The following is an 18,159-nucleotide window of genomic DNA, read 5'->3' on the forward strand; positions in this document are numbered from 1 at the left end:
GGTCACTCCCCGGCGGCCCGCAGTGACCGGCAGGCCGGACAGAGGCCCCAGAAGGTGATCTCGGCCTCGTCGACCTCGAAACCGTGCCCGTCGGACGGGTCGAGGCACGGCGCGCTGCCGTGCACGCAGTCCACGTCGCTGATCAGGCCGCAGCCGCGGCAGACGATGTGGTGGTGGTTGTCCCCGGCCCGCGCCTCGTAGCGGGCGGGGCTGCCCGCCGGCTCGATCCGCCGGGACAGGCCGGCCCGGGACAGCGCCGCGAGCACGTCGTAGACCGCCTGGGTGGAAACCGTTTCGATCCGGCCGCGCACCCGGCGGGCGATCTCCTCGACCTCCAGGTGGCCCCCCTCGGCCAGCACGTCCAGCACGGCCAGCCGGGGGCGGGTCACCCGCAGCCCCCTCGACCGCAGCAACTCTTCGCTGGACATGTTCCCATTGGAGCACGGATCGACAAGACTGGTTCGGATTCGGCGCCCCGGGGTGGTCATGACCACATTCAGCGGGTGTTTGACGAGGCCATGCCCTACCGCGCCGGACCAGGACGACGACCGGGCGCGCTGTCGGACGCCGCCCTGGCCTCGGCTCGCTACGGGCGAGCCTGGTCAGACACCCTCTAAGCTGTCCACCCACGAGTCGGGAGGCGCGGTGTTCAGAGAGATCATGGGGCTACCGGCCCACGCGTTGCTGGTGCATGCCGCCGTGGCGGCCGTGCCGCTGCTGGTCCTGGCCGCGATCGCGTACGCGCTCGTGCCGAGGTTCCGGTCCCGGGTGGGCTGGCTGGCCGGCGTGCTCGCGGTGGGCGCTCCGGTGGCCGTCTTCCTCGCCAAGGAGTCCGGCGAGGAACTTCAGCAGGTCCTGACGGAGAAGGGCTATCCGGCGACCGTGCTGGACCAGGTCGCCGAGCACCAGGAGTACGCCGAGTCGCTGTTCTGGTGGACGCTGGGGCTGGCGGCCGCGACCCTGCTGCTGCTCGCGGCGACCCGTCCGCGGGCGCGGTCCGTACCGCCCTGGCTGGGCTGGCTGCTCGCCGCCGCCGTGGTGGTGCTCGGGGTGCTGTCCGCCACCTACGTCTACCTGACCGGTGATTCCGGCGCCCAGGCGGTCTGGCGCGGCGTGCTGTAGCCGGTCCGGGGCCGCCCGGGCGACCGGGCGGCGGGCCGCCCGGTCAGAACATCAGCCGGGAGCAGAGCAGGCACACCAGCACGGTGAGCACCGCCGCGGCGACCAGGACGACACCGTTGGTGATCGTCCGCGCCTCCCGCTCCTGCGCGTCCAACGCGTTCGTGTCCTGCGCGGGCAGCGGCCGGGGCGCGGGGGTCTCCACGTGCACCGGCGGACGCCAGCCCGGCGGCGGTGGGGTGTTGGGCGGCGGCCCGGCGTAGCCCCCACCCTGGCCGGCGGGAAGACCACCCTGACCGCCGGAGAGACCACCCGGGCCACCCGGTCTGCCGGGGGCGCCCGGCGCCCCGCCGGGGGCCGCCGGGCCACCGGGGAACGCCGGCCCGCCGGGGCCCGCCGACCGCCCGGCGTCGGTCCCGTCCGCCGGGCGGCGCCAGACGGCGTCCGGATCCTCACCGCTGTTCGTACTCACGATCCTCGACGCTACCAACGCCGGTCCCGGTGTCCGGTCCCGCCGGTCGGCGCGGGGTTGCGCGTACCCTTGGCGATCGTGAGCATCCTGAACGACCCGCGGGCCGCCGACACCGACGGCGAGCGACCGGTGGAGTTCGACGACGAGGCACCGGCGCTGCCGGAGCAGTCGACGGACGACACGGACCGGGGCTGGGGCGAGCGCGCCACCTCGAACGACGACCGGCTGCACGAGGACCGGCCGCCGCACTGGTGACGGCGGCCGGTCCGCGAGGCTCAGCTCGCGGCGGCCGCGGGCTTGCTGGTCGATCCGCCGGAGCCGCTGGCGGCCGGGGCGCTGGGCTTGGCGGCGGAGGAGTCCTTGCCGGCCGAGCCGGCGCCGGACGCGTCGCTCTTGGCGCCCGACTCGCTCTTGGCGCCCGACGACTCGGCCGGCTTGGTGCCCGGGGTCGAGTCGGAGTTCGTGGACCGGGAGTCGGTGCGGTAGAACCCGGAGCCCTTGAAGACGATCCCGACCGAGTTGAACAGCTTTCGCAGCCGGCCCTCGCACGACGGGCACTCGGTCAGCGGCTCATCGGCGAAGGACTGCACCGCCTCGAGCTGGTGACCGCACGCGGTGCAGACGTACTGGTACGTGGGCACGGGTTCCTCCGGATCTTGCAGCCATCTGGCACTCGACGTATCCGAGTGCCAATGGTGCGTCATCGGGCCCGGTCTCGTCCAGCCGGCAGCCGGTGGAACCCGCCACCCGGGGTGAGCACCGCTCGCACCGGCAGGTCGTGCGGCAGCGCCGGGACGGCGTCGACCAGTTCACCGTCGTGCAGCAGCGCCACCACCGGCACGCCGGGCGCCACCCGGGCCAGCGCACGGTCGTACGAGCCGCCGCCCCGGCCCAGCCGGACGCCCGCGCGGTCCACCGCCAGCGCCGGCACCACCACCAGATCGGCGGCCCGGATGGCGGCGGTGCCCAGCCGGCGGCCGGTCGGCTCCCGCAGCCCCCGCCCGGCCGCGTGCAGGGCCGCCGGACCGGCGTACGCCGCCCAGTCGAGATCCAGATCCGGCAGCAGCGCCGGCAGCAGCAGCACCCCCGCCGGGGGCAGCGCCTCGGCCAGCACCTCGGGCAGGTCGGGACCGCCGGGCTCACTGCCCACCGGGACGTACCCGGTCACCACCCGCGGGCGCAGCCGGCGTACCAGGGCCGTCAGCCCGGCCTGGACGAGGCCGGCGGCCCGGTCCCGCTCGGCCGGCGCGAGCGCCCGGCGACGCGCCAGCACCCGCCGGCGGAGGTCGAGCTTGGCCCGGTCCGCGTCCGGGTCCGCTTCATCCGAAAAATTCGGCACGCAACTCTCCGTGGTCCACCCCGGTTAACAGACCGGGCTCTGTCAGCATCGCAGCCACGGGTACGGAATCTCCGGGGGGACGAGTGACCCTGCGCCGACGGTTGACCACCGCCTTACTCACGGTCGTGCTCGGCCCGGTCCTGCTCGGCGCCGTCTTCGCCGGCGGAACGCTGGCCACCGTCGATGTCCGGCGGGTGACGGAACGCCTGGACCTCGCCGCCACCGTGGCCAGGACCTCGATCGGGTCGCTGTGCCTGCAACTGCGGGCCGCGGCCGACGCCATCGCGCTCACGGCGGAGCCGGCCGGCCGGGTGGCCACCGCCAACCAGGTGGTCGGGCGCGGCCTGGCCGCCGCGGTACGGCTCGCCGGCCCGACCGGCGCCGTCGACTTCCAGACCCCCGGCGCGCCGGCGCAGCCGTGGGTCGACTGCGGTACGCCGTCGGCGCCGGTCCCGCAGGCGTACGCGATAGCGGTGCACAGCGAACTGCGGGACCGGGCCGGCACCCCGATGGGCGTGGTCTGGGCGGCCGCCCCGCTGGACGAGGCGTTCGTGGCCCGGCTGGCGGCCGTCACCGGGGTGGAGGTGGCGCTCGGCTACGGCGACACCGCCACGGCGGCCGGGCCGGGCACCGGAACGGCGGTCGGACCTGGCAGCGCCACGGCGGCCGGGCCGGGCGCCGCCGCTCCGGCCACCGGAAGCCGGTTCGGCCGCCTGACCTCCACCGGACACAGCGTCGGGGACGCGCTGGACCGTACCGGCGACGGCCGGTACGTGCGCCGGGTGGGGCCCTCCCCGGGGCAGCCGCTGCCGCTGGTGCTGATGGTCCGGTCGGATCCGCCGGTCGGGACGTACCTGCTGCTGGTCGCGGCGGTGCTGCTGGCCGGCGGGATCGCCGTGGTGGCCGCCCGGCGACTGGCCCGCTCCACCACCCGGCCGCTTGCCGAACTGGCCGTGGGGGCGCAGCGGGTCGCGCAGGGCGACCTCTCGGCCCGGGTGCCGGTGCACGGCCCGGACGAGGTGGGCCGGGTGGCCGAGGTCGTCAACCGGATGGCCCGGGAGACCCAGGAGTACCTGCAGGCGCTCAACGCCAGCCGGGACCAGTTGCGCGGCAACCTCACGGTGCTCGGCGACACCCTGGCCAGCACGCACGACCTGGACCGGATCCTTCGGGTGATCCTGCGCAGCGCGATCACCGCGAGCGGCGCGCGGTCCGGCCTCGTGCTGCTGGTGGACGAGCTGACCGGAACCCTGGTGGGGCAGTGCGCCGAGGGGCTGCCGACCCCCGCCGTGCGGCCGGGCGGCCCGGCGTACGACCCGTCCCGGATCCGGGTGCCGCTCGGGCGCGGGCTGCTCGGCCGGGTCGCGGCCACCGGCGAACCCCGCCGCGGCCGGGTCCGCCGGGACGTCCCGGTGCTCACGCCCGAGGAGCCGCGCTGCTCGACCTACGTGGCCGTACCGTTCGCGGCACCCGGCTCGGCCACCGACGGACCGGTCAGCACCGCCGCGGCCCGCGCCGCGATCACCCTCGGCGGTACGGCGCCGCCGGCGGCGCTCGGCGTGCTGGCCCTGTACGACCGGCTCGGCTCCGACGACTTCGACGACGCGGACCTGGCCACGCTGCGCTCGTTCGCCCGGCACGCCGCGGTCGCCGTGGACAACGTGCGGGTGCACGAGGAGGCCCAGCGGCTGTCCCTGACCGACCCGCTGACCGGGCTGTGGAACTACCGCTACCTCAAGGAGTCGATCCGCCGCGAGGTGGAACGGGCCAGCAGGTTCGGCCGGATGCTCAGCGTGCTCGCGCTCGACCTGGACCGCTTCAAGGACGTGAACGACACCTACGGGCACGCCGCCGGGGACGCCGTGCTCGTCGAGTTCGCCCGCCGGATCCGCGCCGTGGTCCGGGAGGTCGACCTCGCCTTCCGGCAGGGCGGCGAGGAGTTCGTCGTGCTGCTGCCGGAGACCGACGCCCGGGGCGCGATCCGGGTCGCCGAACGGCTCGGCGCGGCGATCCGGAGCAACCCGGTGATCGCGCCGACCGGCGCCCAGGGTGCGCCACCGGCGCTCATCACCATCAGCGTATCGATAGGAATCGCCGTCTATCCGGACCATGCCACCACCGGGCAGCGGGTGCTGGACGCGGCCGACGACGCGCTGTACGCCGCCAAGGCGGCCGGCCGGGACACCTACCGGATCGCCCTGCCGGGGACCCGGCCGCTGGTCACCGGGCGGGTCGCCCCGGTCGAGCCGGGGCTGCCCGCCGCCGACCCGCCGCGGGCCGGCGCCGCGGCGGGCGGCGCGTCTTCCGGGCCACAACCGCCACGGCAGGGCCGTGGCCGATAGTCTCGCGACATGTCGGAGCATTCAGCGACCCCAGCAACGACGTCCACCCCGCGGGCCGGCCGGCGTGCGGTCAAAGCCGTCATTCCGGCCGCCGGCCTGGCGACCCGGTTCCTGCCCGCGACCAAGGCCGTGCCGAAGGAACTCCTGCCGGTGGTCGACCGACCCGTGTTGCAGTACATCGTCGAGGAGGCCACCGAGGCGGGCATCGGCGACGTGCTGCTGATCACCGGCCGCGGCAAGACGTCGATGGTGGACCACTTCGACCGCCGCCCCGACCTGGAGGCCCGACTGGAGGAGAAGGGCGACACCGAACGGCTGGCCGCGGTGCGCCGGCCCAGCGAACTGGCCGAGATCTACACCTGCCGCCAGCCCGAGCAGCTCGGCCTCGGCCACGCCATCGGCTACGCCGAGTCGCATGTGGGCGACGCGCCGTTCGCGGTGCTGCTCGGCGACGAGTTCGTCAACCTGGCCGAGCCGCTGCTGCCGGCCATGCTGGATCTGCAGGCCCGCACCGACGGTGTGGTGCTGGCCTTCTTCGAGGTGCCGCCCGCGGACACCAAGCGGTACGGCATCGCCTCGGTGCAGCCGACCGGTGCCGACTTCGCCGACCTCGGCGACGTGGTCGAGGTGACCGGCCTGGTGGAGAAGCCCAAGCCCGAGGACGCCCCGAGCAACCTCGCGGTGCTGGGCCGGTACGTGTTGCCGGGCGCCGTCTTCGACGCGATCCGGCGCACCGAACCGGGCAGCGGTGGGGAGATCCAGCTCACCGACGCGATCGACCTGCTCCGCAAGGAGGGCACCCCGGTACACGCGATCGTGTACCGCGGCACCCGGTACGACACCGGCATGCCGCTGGGCTACCTCCAGACAGTGGTGCAGCTCGCCTGCGAGCGCGAAGATCTGGGCGCCGAGTTCAAGGCGTGGCTCCGGCAGTTCGTTGCGGCCGGCTCCCGGGGCGGAACCGGTACATGACAGCCACGGCCGATGCCGAGGCGGCCGCCAACGAGCTGATGCCGCTCGCCGAGTACCTGGGCAGCGTGCTGCGCAGGCTCCGCGCGCTGCCCCCGCTCGACCTCGACCTCACCCAGGCGTACGGCAACACGCTTGCCGAGGAGGTCGTGGCCCCGCACGCCTTCCCGGCGTTCGACCAGGCCGCGATCGACGGGTACGCCGCCCGGTGGGAGGACCTGTCGTTGGGCCGGGGCGCCGGGTACGCCCCGGCCGCCGGTCCGCTGCCCGGGTCCGGCCGCCCCGGCGAACTACGCCCGGTCCGGCTCAATGTGGTCGGTGACCTGGGCGCCGCCAGTTGGCGACCGGTGCGGCTGACCCCGGGCGCCTGCTTCTCGGTCGCCGCCGGATCCCCGCTGCCCAGCACCGCCGACGTCGTGGTGCCGGTGGAGTGGACCGATCAGGGCATGGCGGCCGTGGAGATCTACCGGGTGCCCAAGCGCGGTTACGGGGTACGCCGCTGCGGCGAGGAGGTCGCGGCCGGCGAACTGCTGGCCCGGGCCGGGACGTACGTGACGCCTGCCCTGGTCGCGATCTTCGCGGCCACCGGGATCGGGCACGTGGTGGTCCGGCCCAGCCCGCGGGTGGTGATCGTGGCCACCGGCGACGAACTGGTCGACGTGGGCCGGGCCAGCCAGCCCGGACAGGTGGTGGACACCAACTCGCACGCCCTGACGGCCGCCGCCGCCGAGGTGGGGGCGCTGGCCTACCGGGTGGGAATCTGCGACGACGATCCGGAGGGGCTGCGCGGCCTGCTGGAGGACCAGACCCTGCGGGCCGACCTGATCATCACGACCGGTGGCACCGGGACCGGCCCGGGGGACATGGTCCGGCGGATCCTGTCCCGCCGGGACGGCACCCGCGCCGGACCGGTCACGTTTACAGAGGTGGCCCTCTATCCCGGAACCGCGCTCGGGTTCGGTACGGTCGGTGCCGAGGAGGTGCCGGTCGTGTGTCTACCCGGTGACCCCGGTGCCGCGTTGATCGGCTTCGAGGTGTTGGCCCGTCCCGCCATACAACTGCTCGCAGGCGCCGAGCCGGTGTTCCGGCCCAGCGCCCGGGCGCATCTGCTGGAGACCGTCTCGTCACCGGCCGGGCTGCGGGAGTTCCGCCCCGCGCACGTGGCCGAGCGGCGCGGCGGTGGCTACACGGTGCAGCCGCTGCGCGGCGGCCGGCACACCCTGGCCGGGCTGGCCGAGGCGAACGGGCTGCTGGTGCTGGGCGAACGGGTCACCAGCGCGGCGGCCGGCTCGACCGTCGATGTGCTGCTGCTGGACCGGCAGCGGTGATGCTCCAGCCGGCTCCGGGCTGGCCCGTGGTGCTCGCGGACGGACCGGTGCTGCTGCGGCCGTACCGGCGCTCCGACGCCGCCGCCTGGTCGGAGGTCCGCCGCGCGAACGAGAAGTGGCTCGCGCCCTGGGAGTCGACCCCGCCCGGCGGCTGGTACGAGCTGAACTCGCCGCTGGCGTTCAAGTACGTCTACCGCGACCAGCGCCGGTCGGCCCGGCGCGGCGAGGGAATGCCGTTCGCGGTCTGCCTGCGGGAGTCGGACGGCAAGGAACGGGTGGTCGGGCACCTCAACCTCGGCAACATCGTGCGGCGGGCGTTCTGCTCCGCGTACGCGGGCTACTGGGTGGACGCCCGCGCCGCCGGTCGGGGCGTGATCCCGACGGCGCTGGCGCTGGCCGTGGACCATGCCTTCACGCACGGCGGTTTGCATCGCATCGAAGTGAACATTCGCCCTGAAAACCGGCCTTCGCGGCGTGTCGTGGAGAAGCTAGGCTTCCGCGAGGAGGCGTACCATCCGCGTTACATGCATATCGACGGTGGCTGGCGAGACCATCTCGGATATGCCCTCACCAGCGAAGATGTCGCCGATGAAGGTGGCCTCCTGGCGCGCTGGCACCGGCTCCGCGCCGCCGCATCCTGACTCGTTCATGAGTCAACCGCCCGGCGCGGCGTACGTCGGTGCTGGTTGACCGCCCGTAACCTGAGGTAACTGGACGTGCGGTAACGCCCTGTCGGCCGCATGATCTTCACAGTTAGCGGCCATTGCCCGAAAATTCTTCGGACTGCCGGCCGTCCGATCGCGGCTACGGGAGGAGTGCGGGTGCCGACGTCGGTGCTCCTCGCCGTTCTCGCCGCCGCCGGCCTGCTGGCCCTCGCGCCGGCGCTGGTCCGCCGCTACGACGCGGCCGAGCGGTTGGTGGCGGAACGGGCACAGTCGACGGCGCGGGTGCTCGAACGCCGCCGCCGGCAGCGCACCGTGCCCGGCCGCCGCCCGGTCAACGCCGGTCGGCACCTCGTGGTCCGGCCGGTGTCCGGCGCCCCGGCCGGCGCATCCTCCGTGTCCGCGTCGGCTGACTCGTCCACGGCGGACGGTCGTACCGGTGCCGTCGACGGCGACCGCCGGCTGCGCGCCGTTCCAGACGATGCCGGCCGGCGCTCGGCGGCCGGCGGTTCCTCCCGGCGCTCCGCGGTCGCCGGCAGCGCCCGGCGCTCGGCCGCCGACGGCGCGGGCCGGCGGTCGGCGGGCGGCGGTCCCTCCCTGCGCTCGGCGGGCGGCGGTTCTTCCCTGCGCTCGGCGGGTGGCGCGGGCCGCCCGCGCCACCCGGCGACCCGCCGGCACACCCCCGCCGTCTACCGCCGGCGCCGGGTCTTCGCCGCGCTCCTGCTGCTCAACCTCGTCGAACTGATCGGCGTCGCCCTGGTCAGCTCCGGCTTCTGGATCAGCTTCGCGGTCACCGGCACCCTGCTCGGGGCGTACGTCGTCCGGCTGCGCCGACACGCCCTCGCGGCGCGGCGCCGGCGCCGGATCGAGGCGCGGGAGGCCGCCTGGCTCGCCGCCCGGCAGGCCGAGGTCCGGCGCGAACAGGCACGCCGCGCCGCCGCCCGCCGGGAGGCGCAGCGCCGGCTGGCGGCCCAGCGAGAGGCCGTACGCCGGGCGGCGATGGGCCTGGACCGCGGCGAGCTGCCGGCCGCGGCGGCCGGTGCTGGCGGCCGGACCGCGGCATCGGTCTCCTACCGGCGTACGGGTGGCCTGCGCGGCCGCGCCTACCAGGCCGGCCGGGGATCCCGGCCGGCCTGATCCGCCCGCGTTGATCAAGGCGTGTGAGTACTCGAAAGCGTTTCCGGATGCTGCAAACGCCGTGATCAACAGACGAGTCTGATCTTGCGACGCGACCCGGGGTGGTTCGCGTGCCGGGCGGTGTGCCTGTTACTCTGGTCGCCGGTCCACCCGAGTGGTGGATCAAGGGGCTGTGGCGCAGACCGGTAGCGCACCTCGTTCGCATCGAGGGGGTCAGGGGTTCAAATCCCCTCAGCTCCACCAAGAAGTAGCAGGTCAAGGGCGGGTTCTCGAATGATCGAGAACCCGCCCTTGATCGTTTGACCATCGTTTGACCGGCGGACGGAGCCCCAGACCGTGGCACGGGGCGAGACCGACTGAGCGGTATGCAAATGACGTCGCAGCAGGTCTGGTCGACAGCAGCGAAGACGAGCGGGTGCTCGACGAGCTCATCGAGGACGCGTTGGACAGCGACCTCCGGCAGTCCGAAGAGTTCCACCGGATCGTCGATGCGCTCATCGACGAGATCGAGAAGCGCTTCGGCACGCTTGAGGTAGGAGAGTTCAGGCGTAGTCGCCAGGGCTGGCCCACCTCGTGGTACTGGGAGTCCCCTGTCTGTCAGGGTGAGTTGAGGCCAGCGGTTCATAGCAAGTCCGCTGGACAGGGCGAGTTCAGGATCGAGATTCGTTGACTACTGCTGTTGAGATGGTTGTGGCTCAGGATGGGGTCATGAGTCGTGGGAAGGGTCCGCGTTCGGGTGGGCCGCGGGCACGTCGGTCGTTCACGCCGGGGCAGAAGCTGGAGTTGCTGGCCGGGTATGAGCAGGCCGTCGCGGCCGGTGAGGGCGGGGCGTTCCTGCGGCGGGAGGGCTTGTACTCGTCGTTGATGTCGGAGTGGCGCCGGGCCCGTGACGCCGGCCTGTTGCAGGGCAAACCGGCCGGGGAGACGGTCGGGCGGCCGTCGGCGGAGCAGGCGGAGATCGCCCGGCTGCGGCGGGAACTGGCGCAGGCGCAGGCGAGGCTGGCGCGGACCGAGACGGCGTTGACGATCATGGGAAAAGCGCGAGAGCTCTTGGAGGACATCTCCAGGAGCGAGCCGGACGGTCCGGACGTGTTCGGGCTCGGCAAGCGCTGATGGCCGCCTACCGGGAGTTGACCAGCACCGGTACCACGACTCGGCAGGCGGCGGCGATGACCGGGATCGCCCGGTCCAGCGCGGACCGGGACCGGCGCCGGCCGACACCGTCGCGACCGGCCCGGCGGACGCCGGCGAACGCGCTCACCCCGAGTGAGCGCGGGCAGGTGCTGCGGCTGTTGAACAGCCCGGAGTTCGTCGACGCCGCCCCGGCGCAGATCTACGCGGCGTTGCTGGACCAGGGCGTCTACGTGGGCTCGATCGCCACCATGTATCGGCTCCTACGCGAACACGAGCAGGTCCGCGAGCGTCGCCGGCAGGCCCGGCACCCCGCCAGGCGGCGTCCCGAGTTGATCGCCGACCGGCCGGGGCAGGTCTACACCTGGGACATCACGAAGCTTGCCGGACCGGTCAAGGGTGTCTACTACGACGCCTACGTAATGATCGACATCTACTCCCGGTACATCATCGGTGTCCGCGTGCACGCCCGCGAGTCCGGACCCCTGGCGGAGTCGATGATGCGCGAGGTGTTCGGCACCCATGGTGTCCCGCACGTCGTGCACGCCGACCGGGGCACCTCGATGACCTCGAAATCGGTCGCTGACCTACTCGAAGACCTTCAGGTCACCCGCTCGCACTCCCGGCCGAAGACCTCCAACGACAACCCGTACAGCGAGGCATGGTTCAAGACGTTGAAGTACGCGCCGGTCTTCCCGGACCGGTTCGCGTCCCTGGCCCAGGCGCGGGCGTTCATGGCCGAGTTCGTGACCTGGTACAACCACGCCCACCGGCACTCCGGGATCGGCATGCACACCCCCGCCGACGTCCACCACGGCCGTCACCACACCGTCCGCGCCAACCGCGAGGACACCCTCACCGCAGCCCGCACGACGCACCCGGAACGGTTCGGCGCCACCCGGCTACTACCCAAGATCCTCGACCTGCCCGAACAGGTCTGGATCAACAAACCCGAGCCGCAACCACACGCCGCTTAACTCCCGCTGGCCTCAATCCCTTGACACGTTCCGGTCGCCGGACCGAGCGGCGTTCATCAAGGCAGCAACGCGGTTCTCCAGCAACTACGCTTCCCTCTTCGGTCGGCTGCTGACACCCCTCGTCAACGGGGTGCGCGTCAGCGGGCCGTTCCAGCCAACCTGGGCGGACACGCCGGTGCGCATGGTGCTCATCGACCGCGAGGGCCTCGGACACACGGCGAAGTCGATGAGCTCGCTGTCCACTCACGTCACCGAGCAGTTGCAGCAGGCCGACGCCGTGTTGCTCCTCGACAACGCCAAACAGCCCATGCAGGCTGCTCCTGTGGCAGCGCTCAAGGCGATCGCTGTCTCAGGGCTCTCATCGAAGCTGCACATCGTCTTCACGCACTTCGACGAGGTCAAGGGTGACAACTTGCCGTCCTTCTCCTTGCGAGTTCGACGCTACGCCTGATCGTGGCCTGTGTGCCCCCTCACCACCGCCATCAGCGAGGGGCGCTGCGCGACGGCGCCTCAAGGGCGCTGAAGGACTGGGTTTGCGCGCCGTACGCAAAGTTATGCGACTATCATGTGGTTGGGCGTGAGAAGGAGTATAAGTTTGCGTGCGGAGGGTGGTCGTGATGGTTCCGGCTGACGGGACGACCGATCTGTCCACCCAAGTTTCACGCTGGGTGGCGGCGGGTGAGCAGTACGACGTCGAGTTCAAGGGTGAGCAGCACGGGCGGCTCAATGACCGTGATCTGGTAGAGGCGGTGGTTTGCCTCGCCAACGGTCGTGGGGGAGTTCTCCTGGTTGGTGTGGAGGACAGCGGCACGGTGACAGGTGCCCGTCCCCGGCACGAGGCTGGCAGAACTGACCCCCTTCGCCTGCAGGCTCTTGTCGCGAACTCCACCCAACCGCCTCTCTCGGTCTCGGTTGAGCTGGCTGAGGTCGACCGGAAGGAAGTCCTCGTAGTCCGTGTTCCCGACAGTCCTCGCGTAGTCGGGACAACGAGAGGTACCTATGTTCGGCGTGCGATTGCCGGTGACGGTCGACCGACCTGCCTTCCCTACCATGCCCACGAGATGCTGGCCCATGAGGTGGATCGCGGTGCAGTCGATTGGGCAACACTTGGCGTTGGTGGTGCCAGCTGGGAGGACCTTGATCCGCTGGAGTTCGAGCGCGCGCGGCGCTTGGCTGGTGCATCCGGTGCAGCTGCTGACCGGATCCTAGCAACATTGTCTGATCGCGAAATTGCAAATGCGCTCGGATTGGCGCGAAATGATGCCGCCGTGACTGCGGGGGCGCTTCTCCTTTTCGGCAAGGTCGATGCAATTCGCGATTATCTGCCGACACACGACGCGGCATTTCAGGTTTTGCGTGGTCTTGAGGTTCAGGTGAACGACTTCATGCCGTATCCGTTGTTCAGGTTGGCTGAGGAGATGTTCGCACGCTTTAAAGCGCGGAATCAGGAGAATGAGCTGCAATTTGGCCTTTTCCGTGTGTCGGTTGCGACCTACTCCGAGGCGGCGTTCCGCGAGGCATTGGCCAACGCGCTCATCCATCGGGACTATACGCGCCGCGGTGCCGTTCATGTGCAGTGGACCGAGGACCAGTTAGAGATATCGAGCCCGGGTGGGTTTCCCTTAGGAGTGCGTCTGGACAACCTCCTTGTCGCACCGCCTCATCCTCGGAGCCCGCTGCTGGCTGACGCCTTCAAGCGCGTCGGCCTGGTGGAACGAACGGGGCGCGGTATTAATCGCATCTTTGCCGAGCAGCTAAGGCTCGGCCGGTCAGCCCCGGACTATGGCCGGAGCTCAGACGATCAGGTCGTCGCCGTTCTTCCCGGTGGACCGGCGAATCTTTCCATCACGCGATGGGTAACTGAGCAGGAGAGCCAGCAGGGAGCACCACTTAGCCTCCCTGAACTTCAAGTCCTGTCGGAACTCGAACGCGAGCGTCGCGCAAGTACGGCGACGTTGGCCCACGTGCTGCAACGGACCGATACTGAGACGCGGACTCTTCTCGCCCGGATGGTGGAGCGAGGTTGGGTGGAAGCTCGGGGGGGAGGCAAAGGCCGTAGTTGGCATCTGTCTGCCGCGGTGTACCGTGCGTTCGAATCCCCTGCAAGCTATGTGCGGATCCGTGGCTTCGAACCACTACAGCAGGAGCAAATGGTGCTGCAGTACGTGGACGCTCACGGCCGGATAAGCCGTTCCCAGGCAGCCGACCTTTGCTCGCTCGGTTCCGAGCAGGCTAGCCGATTGCTGAGGCGAATGGCGCGAGAGGGAAAGCTCGAAGCTCAGGGAGAGAGACGGGGCACGACTTATGTAAAGCCTGGCCGACCGAAGTAGGAGTAGTTATTGGAACTCACGTTCGTTGCCGGGCCGCCGCGATGCGAGGCACCGCCTGCGTAACTAATTCGCATCGAGGGGGTCAGGGGTTCAAATCCCCTCAGCTCCACCACAAAGCAGCAGGTCAAGGGGGCTCTTCGAAGTTGAGCGGGGTGCGCTGATCGATCCGGCCCGGAGATGAGGGCTCGCAGCCCTTGGGTGATCATCTGAGTGTCGAGTTCGGATGATCACAAGTAAAGAGCTGCGAGCATGGTCAACGATACGACCCGGCTGCTGGGCCTGGACGGCCTGGTGGTGGATCGGGTCGAGCTGCACCCGGATGGTTCCCCCATCGTCCACCTGTCCACCGGTAGCGAGCAGGCACAATGCTGCCCTCAGTGCGGTGTCCGGGCCGCCCGGGTCAAGGGCTGGGTGTTCACCTGGCCCCGGGATCTGCCGGTGGCCGGACGCACCACGCGGTTGCGGTGGCGTAAACGCCGCTGGTACTGCGATCAGCCCGGATGCCCGCGCACGTCGTTCACCGAACACGTGCCACAGATCCCGGCACGGGCACGGATCACCGTCCGGTTGCGGCAGGCGGCCGGCGCGGCGGTCGCCGACGGCAACCGAACGATCGTGCAGGCCGCCCGTGATCTGGGCATGTCCTGGCCAGTCGTCGCGGCCGCGTTCACCGCGCACACCGCAGCGGTGCTGCCGGCCGAGCCCGAACCGGTGAGCGTGCTGGGCATCGACGAGGTCCGCCGAGGCAAACCTCGCTGGATCTTCGACGAGGTCACCGCGTCGTGGACCACCATCGTCGACCGCTGGCACGTCGGCTTCTGCGATCTCGTCGGCGGGCAGGGTCTACTCGCCCAGGTCGAAGGCCGGACCAGCAAGGCGGTGACCGACTGGCTCACCCAACGCCCCGCCGCCTGGCGTCAACACGTCCAGGCCGTCGCGATCGACATGTGTACCGTGTTCAAGGCCGCCGTCCGCGAGGCGCTGCCGCACGCGACGCTGGTCGTGGACCACTTCCACGTCGTCCAGCTGGCCAACCGGGCCGTCACCGAGGTCCGCCGCCGCATGACAGTCACACACCGCGGCCGGCGCGGCCGGGCCACCGACCCGGAGTGGCAGCAACGCAACCGGCTGACCAGGTCAGCAGCCCGCATGCGCGCCGAGCACGTCGACCGGCTGGCCGACACCCTCAGCAACCTGCCGGCGAAGATCGGCGCACCGATCCTGACGGCCTGGAACGCCAAGGAAGACCTGCTCGACCTACTCGCGCTCGCCCGCACCCACCCGAACCGGGAAACCACCGCCCGGCTGCTGCACCGCTTCTACACCCGCTGCGCCGACTCTGACCTGCCCGAACTCCACCGGCTCGCCACCACGATCGAGACCTGGTGGCCGGAAATCCTCGCGTTCCTGCACACCGGCATCACCAACGCCGGCTCCGAAGGAACCAACCGGGTCATCAAGACCGTCGCCCGCGACGCCTACGGATTCCGTAACCCCGAAAACCAGCGGCTACGCACCCGCGCCGCCACCACCCGCCGCCACCGCAGACACCTCAACCCCGCTTAACTTCGAAGAGCCGTCAAGGGCGGGTTCTCGGATGATCGAGAGCCCGCCCTTGATCATTTGTCATCACCCTGTCACCCGGACTGATCCTCGGTGAGCGGCACGAGATGACACGGGTCCGCACAAGATGTGATGTAGCCCGCGTCGCCGGTGACGAACGGAGGCACAGTTCGTGGCATCCGTCGTGCCATGCAAGGCAGCGGGAAGCCGGTGGGCCGCCGCAGAGCGACAAGGCTGTTGACCCGGTGGGGTGGGTCATGCCAGCGGGTCGCGGTAGCGCCGCTCGACCGTGGCGACGCCTCCCGTGTCCCGGTTGCCGAGATCCTTCAGGATGATCGGCGCTGGTTCTCGCGGCAGCTTGGCTCGTGAGCCGTCCCGTTCGATTGCGGTGAACCGGAAGTCCAGCTCTGTAGCACGCGTACAGGAATGACGCGATACCGAAGGCTGGGAGGACACCCCCACCAACCGCCGCCGCCATCAGATCACCACGGCCGCGGTCGCTGAGCTCGACAGCATGCCCCCGCCCCACGGCAACGAGCACCCTCGGCCTGCTGATCGAAGCCGTCCGGCCCATCCTCACCGAATGGCGCTCGGCCCGACCCGGCCAGGAACAAGCCATCTACGCCGCAGTCACCCGACTCCGCAACGTCACCGAATCGGCCGCCGAGCCCAACCCGCGTGCCCGATAACGCTGACGATCCAATCCCCCTTTACCGTGTACGGATGAAGGTCGTCTACAAGATCACTTACCCGAACAACAAGATCTACGTGGGTAAGGATCTCACCGGGACCCTGAACTACTTCGGCAGCGCGAGCAGCAAGCTCATCGAACAAGACTTCACCGAGGACCAGCGGCGAGACTTCACCATCCGCAAGCAGATCCTCTGGGAATCCGAGACAGCCACCGACGCTGAGGTATCCCGCGTCGAAGTCGACTTCATCCGCCAGCTCCGGTCCAACGACCCCGCCATCGGCTACAACCGCTGGCCGAAACATCGTCCGACCTGGCAACATCCGGTGCGGGAGCAGAAGCCACGCCTATCCGGATCGTTGCCGAATAGCTCTCATTAGGATCAACGCGGCCCGCTGTACGTGGTGAGCAGACGCTCGGTCCGCGCGTACTCGGCGGCCATCTCGGGTTTGGCCAGGAAGTCGCTGAGGTCGGCAGCGACCTGGAAGTCGACCTGTTCGATGGAGCGGATGGCGAGCTCGTAGAGCTCGCCGCGCTGGCCTGTCTCCCGGTAGGTCGTCCAATGTTCGAGGGCGGAGATGACGTTCAGGAGTTCGGGATCCATGTCGCCCTCGGTGAGGATGCCGTCCTCGATGCGGGTCAGCTGCACGCGTAACTCGGCCGGGCTGGCTGTCAGCACACTCTTCCGGGCGATGGTGAGGGCCGCCGACGCATCGTCGTCGAGCTCATGTTCGACTGCGACGTCAAAGAACCGTTCGTCTCCGACGAGACGGGCGACCGTCTCGGCACCGAAAACGCGGAGGTTGTCGTCGCTGGCCCTGGCGACCAGATGGCGAATCGCCGCTTCGAACTCGTCGTATCTCACTGTCGCAGTCTATGGATCGACCACCGCTGGCACTGTCGCGTCGTGCTCACATGATCATGAGCTGCCCCGGGACCCCGTACCGGTCGCGGACGACCCCGCGCCGCCGTCACCGACGGCGGGGCGGGGATAGCCGTGGCGGCACCTACCCGCCGGTGACGGTCATGTCGAAGTCGACGGTGATCGGCGCCCGGCCAACCCAGACCGCCGTCGCCGCGCTGAAGACCTCGCCGGTCGGGTGCCAGCGGCCGGCACCGGAACCGCAGTCGCAGCGCAGTTTGATCATCTGGCCGGGCAGCACCGGTAGTTGGTAGGTGTCGCCCACGTACTCCACGCCGGCGACGTCCCCGGTCACCGCGTTGAAGGCGATCACCGGGCTGTAGTTGTGCAGTTCGTCGACCAGGACGCTGCCACGCACGACGGTCGCGCCGCGCAACGGCTGGTCCAGGGTGGTGCTGCCGCCGGACCGTACCCGCACCGTCCGGGCCAGCAGGGAGTTGCCGACCCCGCCGGACCACTGGGTCGCGATCTGCGGACCGGAGAACTGCAGCGCCCAGTCGTACGGCCCGAGCCTGCCGACCGTGTAGCGGCCGTCGGCCTCGGTGATCGCCACGTCCGGGGTGTACTTCGGATCCGGCACCATCGGGACCAGCCCGACGTACACCCCGCGCACCGGCTGACCGGTGGCCGCGGCGGTGACGGTGCCGGTGATCTCGCCCGGCGGGTCGAGTCGGATCTGCGGTGCGGCGGTCGTCGCGCCGGAGCGGACCCGGATCACGGCGGCTCGCTGCCGTTGGCCGGTGCCACCGTACCGCCCGACCCACTGCTGCCCGTACCGCTGCTCGTCGTACGGCAGGTACACGAAAAGCTGGTAGCGGCCCGGTTCGACATTCTCCACGAGGAGGGTGCCGTCCGGATCGGAACAGCGACCGTACCGGCCGAGCTGCCACTCACCGAGATAGATCTGGGTGTACCGGTCGCGTTCCACCGGCACGAGCCGGACGCAGGCGCGGGCGGGCAGGCCGGTGGCGGCGTCGCGGACGGCGGCGCTCACCGCCCCCGGCTCGGCCGTGGTCGCCGGGCCGGAAACCGGACCCGCCGCAGACGCGGCAGACGCCGGAACCGCCGAAGGCGCGGCGGACGCCGTGGACGCGCCGGTGGCGAACGCGGGTGACACGAGCAGCAGGACGGCGATCCGGAGACCGGAGCGGGCGGCCGAACCGTACATGATGGACTC

Annotated in this window: 19 protein-coding genes, 1 tRNA gene and 1 pseudogene; 15 read left to right on the forward strand and 6 right to left on the reverse strand. The window is 70.8% G+C overall.

All coding sequences use genetic code 11. The annotated features are described in order from the left end of the window. Positions 1-2 precede the first annotated feature (2 nt). On the reverse strand, positions 3-428 hold the full coding sequence (locus CIK06_RS03175; RefSeq protein WP_095563556.1) for a Fur family transcriptional regulator: 426 nt from the start codon (positions 426-428) through the stop codon (positions 3-5). Between the two features lie 217 nt (positions 429-645). Here CIK06_RS03175 and CIK06_RS03180 point away from each other — a divergent pair, with 217 nt between their 5' ends. Beyond that, a complete protein-coding gene (locus tag CIK06_RS03180; protein ID WP_095563557.1) occupies positions 646-1,122 on the forward strand; it encodes a YtxH domain-containing protein in 477 nt (158 codons plus the stop codon). A gap of 43 nt (positions 1,123-1,165) precedes the next feature. Here CIK06_RS03180 and CIK06_RS03185 read toward each other — a convergent pair whose 3' ends face one another. Continuing rightward, positions 1,166-1,591 carry a hypothetical protein gene (locus CIK06_RS03185; protein WP_095563558.1) on the reverse strand — a complete coding sequence of 142 codons (426 nt, stop codon included), beginning with the start codon at positions 1,589-1,591 and terminating at the stop codon, positions 1,166-1,168. Positions 1,592-1,669: 78 nt separating this feature from the next. Between CIK06_RS03185 and CIK06_RS29785 the strand changes: the two genes are divergently transcribed. Continuing rightward, positions 1,670-1,846, forward strand: a complete 177-nt coding sequence (locus tag CIK06_RS29785; protein ID WP_198348086.1) for a hypothetical protein — start codon at positions 1,670-1,672, stop codon at positions 1,844-1,846. 20 nt (positions 1,847-1,866) lie between these two features. Here CIK06_RS29785 and CIK06_RS03195 read toward each other — a convergent pair whose 3' ends face one another. Next, complete coding sequence (locus CIK06_RS03195; protein ID WP_095563560.1) at positions 1,867-2,232, reverse strand: FmdB family zinc ribbon protein; 366 nt, start codon at positions 2,230-2,232, stop codon at positions 1,867-1,869. A gap of 59 nt (positions 2,233-2,291) precedes the next feature. Next, positions 2,292-2,930: a 5-formyltetrahydrofolate cyclo-ligase gene (locus tag CIK06_RS03200; protein WP_095563561.1), complete on the reverse strand. Its 639-nt coding sequence runs from the start codon at positions 2,928-2,930 to the stop codon at positions 2,292-2,294. Positions 2,931-3,013: 83 nt separating this feature from the next. Between CIK06_RS03200 and CIK06_RS03205 the strand changes: the two genes are divergently transcribed. From CIK06_RS03205 to CIK06_RS03260, 13 genes and pseudogenes are all read left to right on the forward strand, one after another. Then, positions 3,014-5,272, forward strand: a complete 2,259-nt coding sequence (locus tag CIK06_RS03205; RefSeq protein WP_095563562.1) for a diguanylate cyclase — start codon at positions 3,014-3,016, stop codon at positions 5,270-5,272. A gap of 9 nt (positions 5,273-5,281) precedes the next feature. Continuing rightward, positions 5,282-6,244, forward strand: a complete 963-nt coding sequence (locus CIK06_RS03210) for a UTP--glucose-1-phosphate uridylyltransferase (protein WP_095563563.1) — start codon at positions 5,282-5,284, stop codon at positions 6,242-6,244. After that, on the forward strand, positions 6,241-7,569 hold the full coding sequence (gene glp, locus CIK06_RS03215) for a gephyrin-like molybdotransferase Glp (RefSeq protein ID WP_095563564.1): 1,329 nt from the start codon (positions 6,241-6,243) through the stop codon (positions 7,567-7,569). The genes CIK06_RS03210 and glp overlap by 4 nt, the downstream gene beginning before the upstream one ends. Next, positions 7,569-8,210, forward strand: a complete 642-nt coding sequence (locus tag CIK06_RS03220) for a GNAT family N-acetyltransferase (RefSeq protein WP_095563565.1) — start codon at positions 7,569-7,571, stop codon at positions 8,208-8,210. The genes glp and CIK06_RS03220 overlap by 1 nt, the downstream gene beginning before the upstream one ends. Before the next feature lie 174 nt (positions 8,211-8,384). After that, on the forward strand, positions 8,385-9,368 hold the full coding sequence (locus tag CIK06_RS03225; protein ID WP_369916091.1) for a hypothetical protein: 984 nt from the start codon (positions 8,385-8,387) through the stop codon (positions 9,366-9,368). A gap of 166 nt (positions 9,369-9,534) precedes the next feature. Beyond that, positions 9,535-9,611 (forward strand) — tRNA-Ala (locus CIK06_RS03230). A gap of 172 nt (positions 9,612-9,783) precedes the next feature. Further along, entirely contained in the window at positions 9,784-10,038 is a 255-nt protein-coding gene (locus tag CIK06_RS03235; RefSeq protein WP_198348087.1) for a hypothetical protein, read from the forward strand. A gap of 14 nt (positions 10,039-10,052) precedes the next feature. Then, a protein-coding gene (locus tag CIK06_RS03240) for an IS3 family transposase (RefSeq protein ID WP_369915989.1) occupies positions 10,053-11,476 on the forward strand; the annotation gives its coding sequence in 2 pieces (ribosomal slippage) (positions 10,053-10,410 and positions 10,410-11,476; 1,425 coding nt in all). Positions 11,477-11,606: 130 nt separating this feature from the next. After that, positions 11,607-11,927, forward strand: a complete 321-nt coding sequence (locus CIK06_RS03245) for a hypothetical protein (RefSeq protein WP_198348088.1) — start codon at positions 11,607-11,609, stop codon at positions 11,925-11,927. Positions 11,928-12,093: 166 nt separating this feature from the next. Continuing rightward, a pseudogene (locus CIK06_RS32285) lies at positions 12,094-12,426 on the forward strand (helix-turn-helix domain-containing protein); the annotation flags it as partial. A gap of 111 nt (positions 12,427-12,537) precedes the next feature. Then, entirely contained in the window at positions 12,538-13,806 is a 1,269-nt protein-coding gene (locus tag CIK06_RS03250) for an ATP-binding protein (protein WP_232533985.1), read from the forward strand. 249 nt (positions 13,807-14,055) lie between these two features. Then, entirely contained in the window at positions 14,056-15,372 is a 1,317-nt protein-coding gene (locus tag CIK06_RS03255; RefSeq protein WP_095563566.1) for an ISL3 family transposase, read from the forward strand. Between the two features lie 720 nt (positions 15,373-16,092). Beyond that, the gene (locus CIK06_RS03260) at positions 16,093-16,440 is read left to right on the forward strand and encodes a hypothetical protein (protein ID WP_198348090.1); all 348 of its coding nucleotides are present in this window, start codon (positions 16,093-16,095) and stop codon (positions 16,438-16,440) included. A gap of 2 nt (positions 16,441-16,442) precedes the next feature. On the opposite strand, the gene CIK06_RS03265 is transcribed toward CIK06_RS03260, so the two are convergent. Together CIK06_RS03265 and CIK06_RS03270 are read right to left on the reverse strand one after the other, a co-directional pair. Beyond that, positions 16,443-16,925: a hypothetical protein gene (locus tag CIK06_RS03265; protein WP_095563567.1), complete on the reverse strand. Its 483-nt coding sequence runs from the start codon at positions 16,923-16,925 to the stop codon at positions 16,443-16,445. Positions 16,926-17,067: 142 nt separating this feature from the next. Continuing rightward, positions 17,068-18,150 (reverse strand): carboxypeptidase-like regulatory domain-containing protein, encoded by a 1,083-nt coding sequence (locus CIK06_RS03270; protein WP_095563568.1) that lies wholly within the window; start codon positions 18,148-18,150, stop codon positions 17,068-17,070. Between the last annotated feature and the right edge of the window lie 9 nt (positions 18,151-18,159).

Origin of the sequence: Plantactinospora sp. KBS50 (assembly GCF_002285795.1) — a bacterium.
Taxonomy (GTDB): domain Bacteria; phylum Actinomycetota; class Actinomycetes; order Mycobacteriales; family Micromonosporaceae; genus KBS50.

Excerpts from the sequence above, each read along its gene's own strand:
- CIK06_RS03175 (WP_095563556.1), bottom strand. The coding sequence starts at position 428 with ATGTCCAGCGAAGAGTTGCTGCGGTCGAGGGGGCTGCGGGTGACCCGC.
- CIK06_RS03255 (WP_095563566.1), top strand. The coding sequence starts at position 14,056 with ATGGTCAACGATACGACCCGGCTGCTGGGCCTGGACGGCCTGGTGGTG.
- CIK06_RS03220 (WP_095563565.1), top strand. The coding sequence starts at position 7,569 with ATGCTCCAGCCGGCTCCGGGCTGGCCCGTGGTGCTCGCGGACGGACCG.
- CIK06_RS03250 (WP_232533985.1), top strand. The coding sequence starts at position 12,538 with ATGCTGGCCCATGAGGTGGATCGCGGTGCAGTCGATTGGGCAACACTT.
- CIK06_RS03270 (WP_095563568.1), bottom strand. The coding sequence starts at position 18,150 with ATGTACGGTTCGGCCGCCCGCTCCGGTCTCCGGATCGCCGTCCTGCTG.
- CIK06_RS03210 (WP_095563563.1), top strand. The coding sequence starts at position 5,282 with ATGTCGGAGCATTCAGCGACCCCAGCAACGACGTCCACCCCGCGGGCC.
- CIK06_RS03260 (WP_198348090.1), top strand. The coding sequence starts at position 16,093 with ATGAAGGTCGTCTACAAGATCACTTACCCGAACAACAAGATCTACGTG.
- glp (WP_095563564.1), top strand. The coding sequence starts at position 6,241 with ATGACAGCCACGGCCGATGCCGAGGCGGCCGCCAACGAGCTGATGCCG.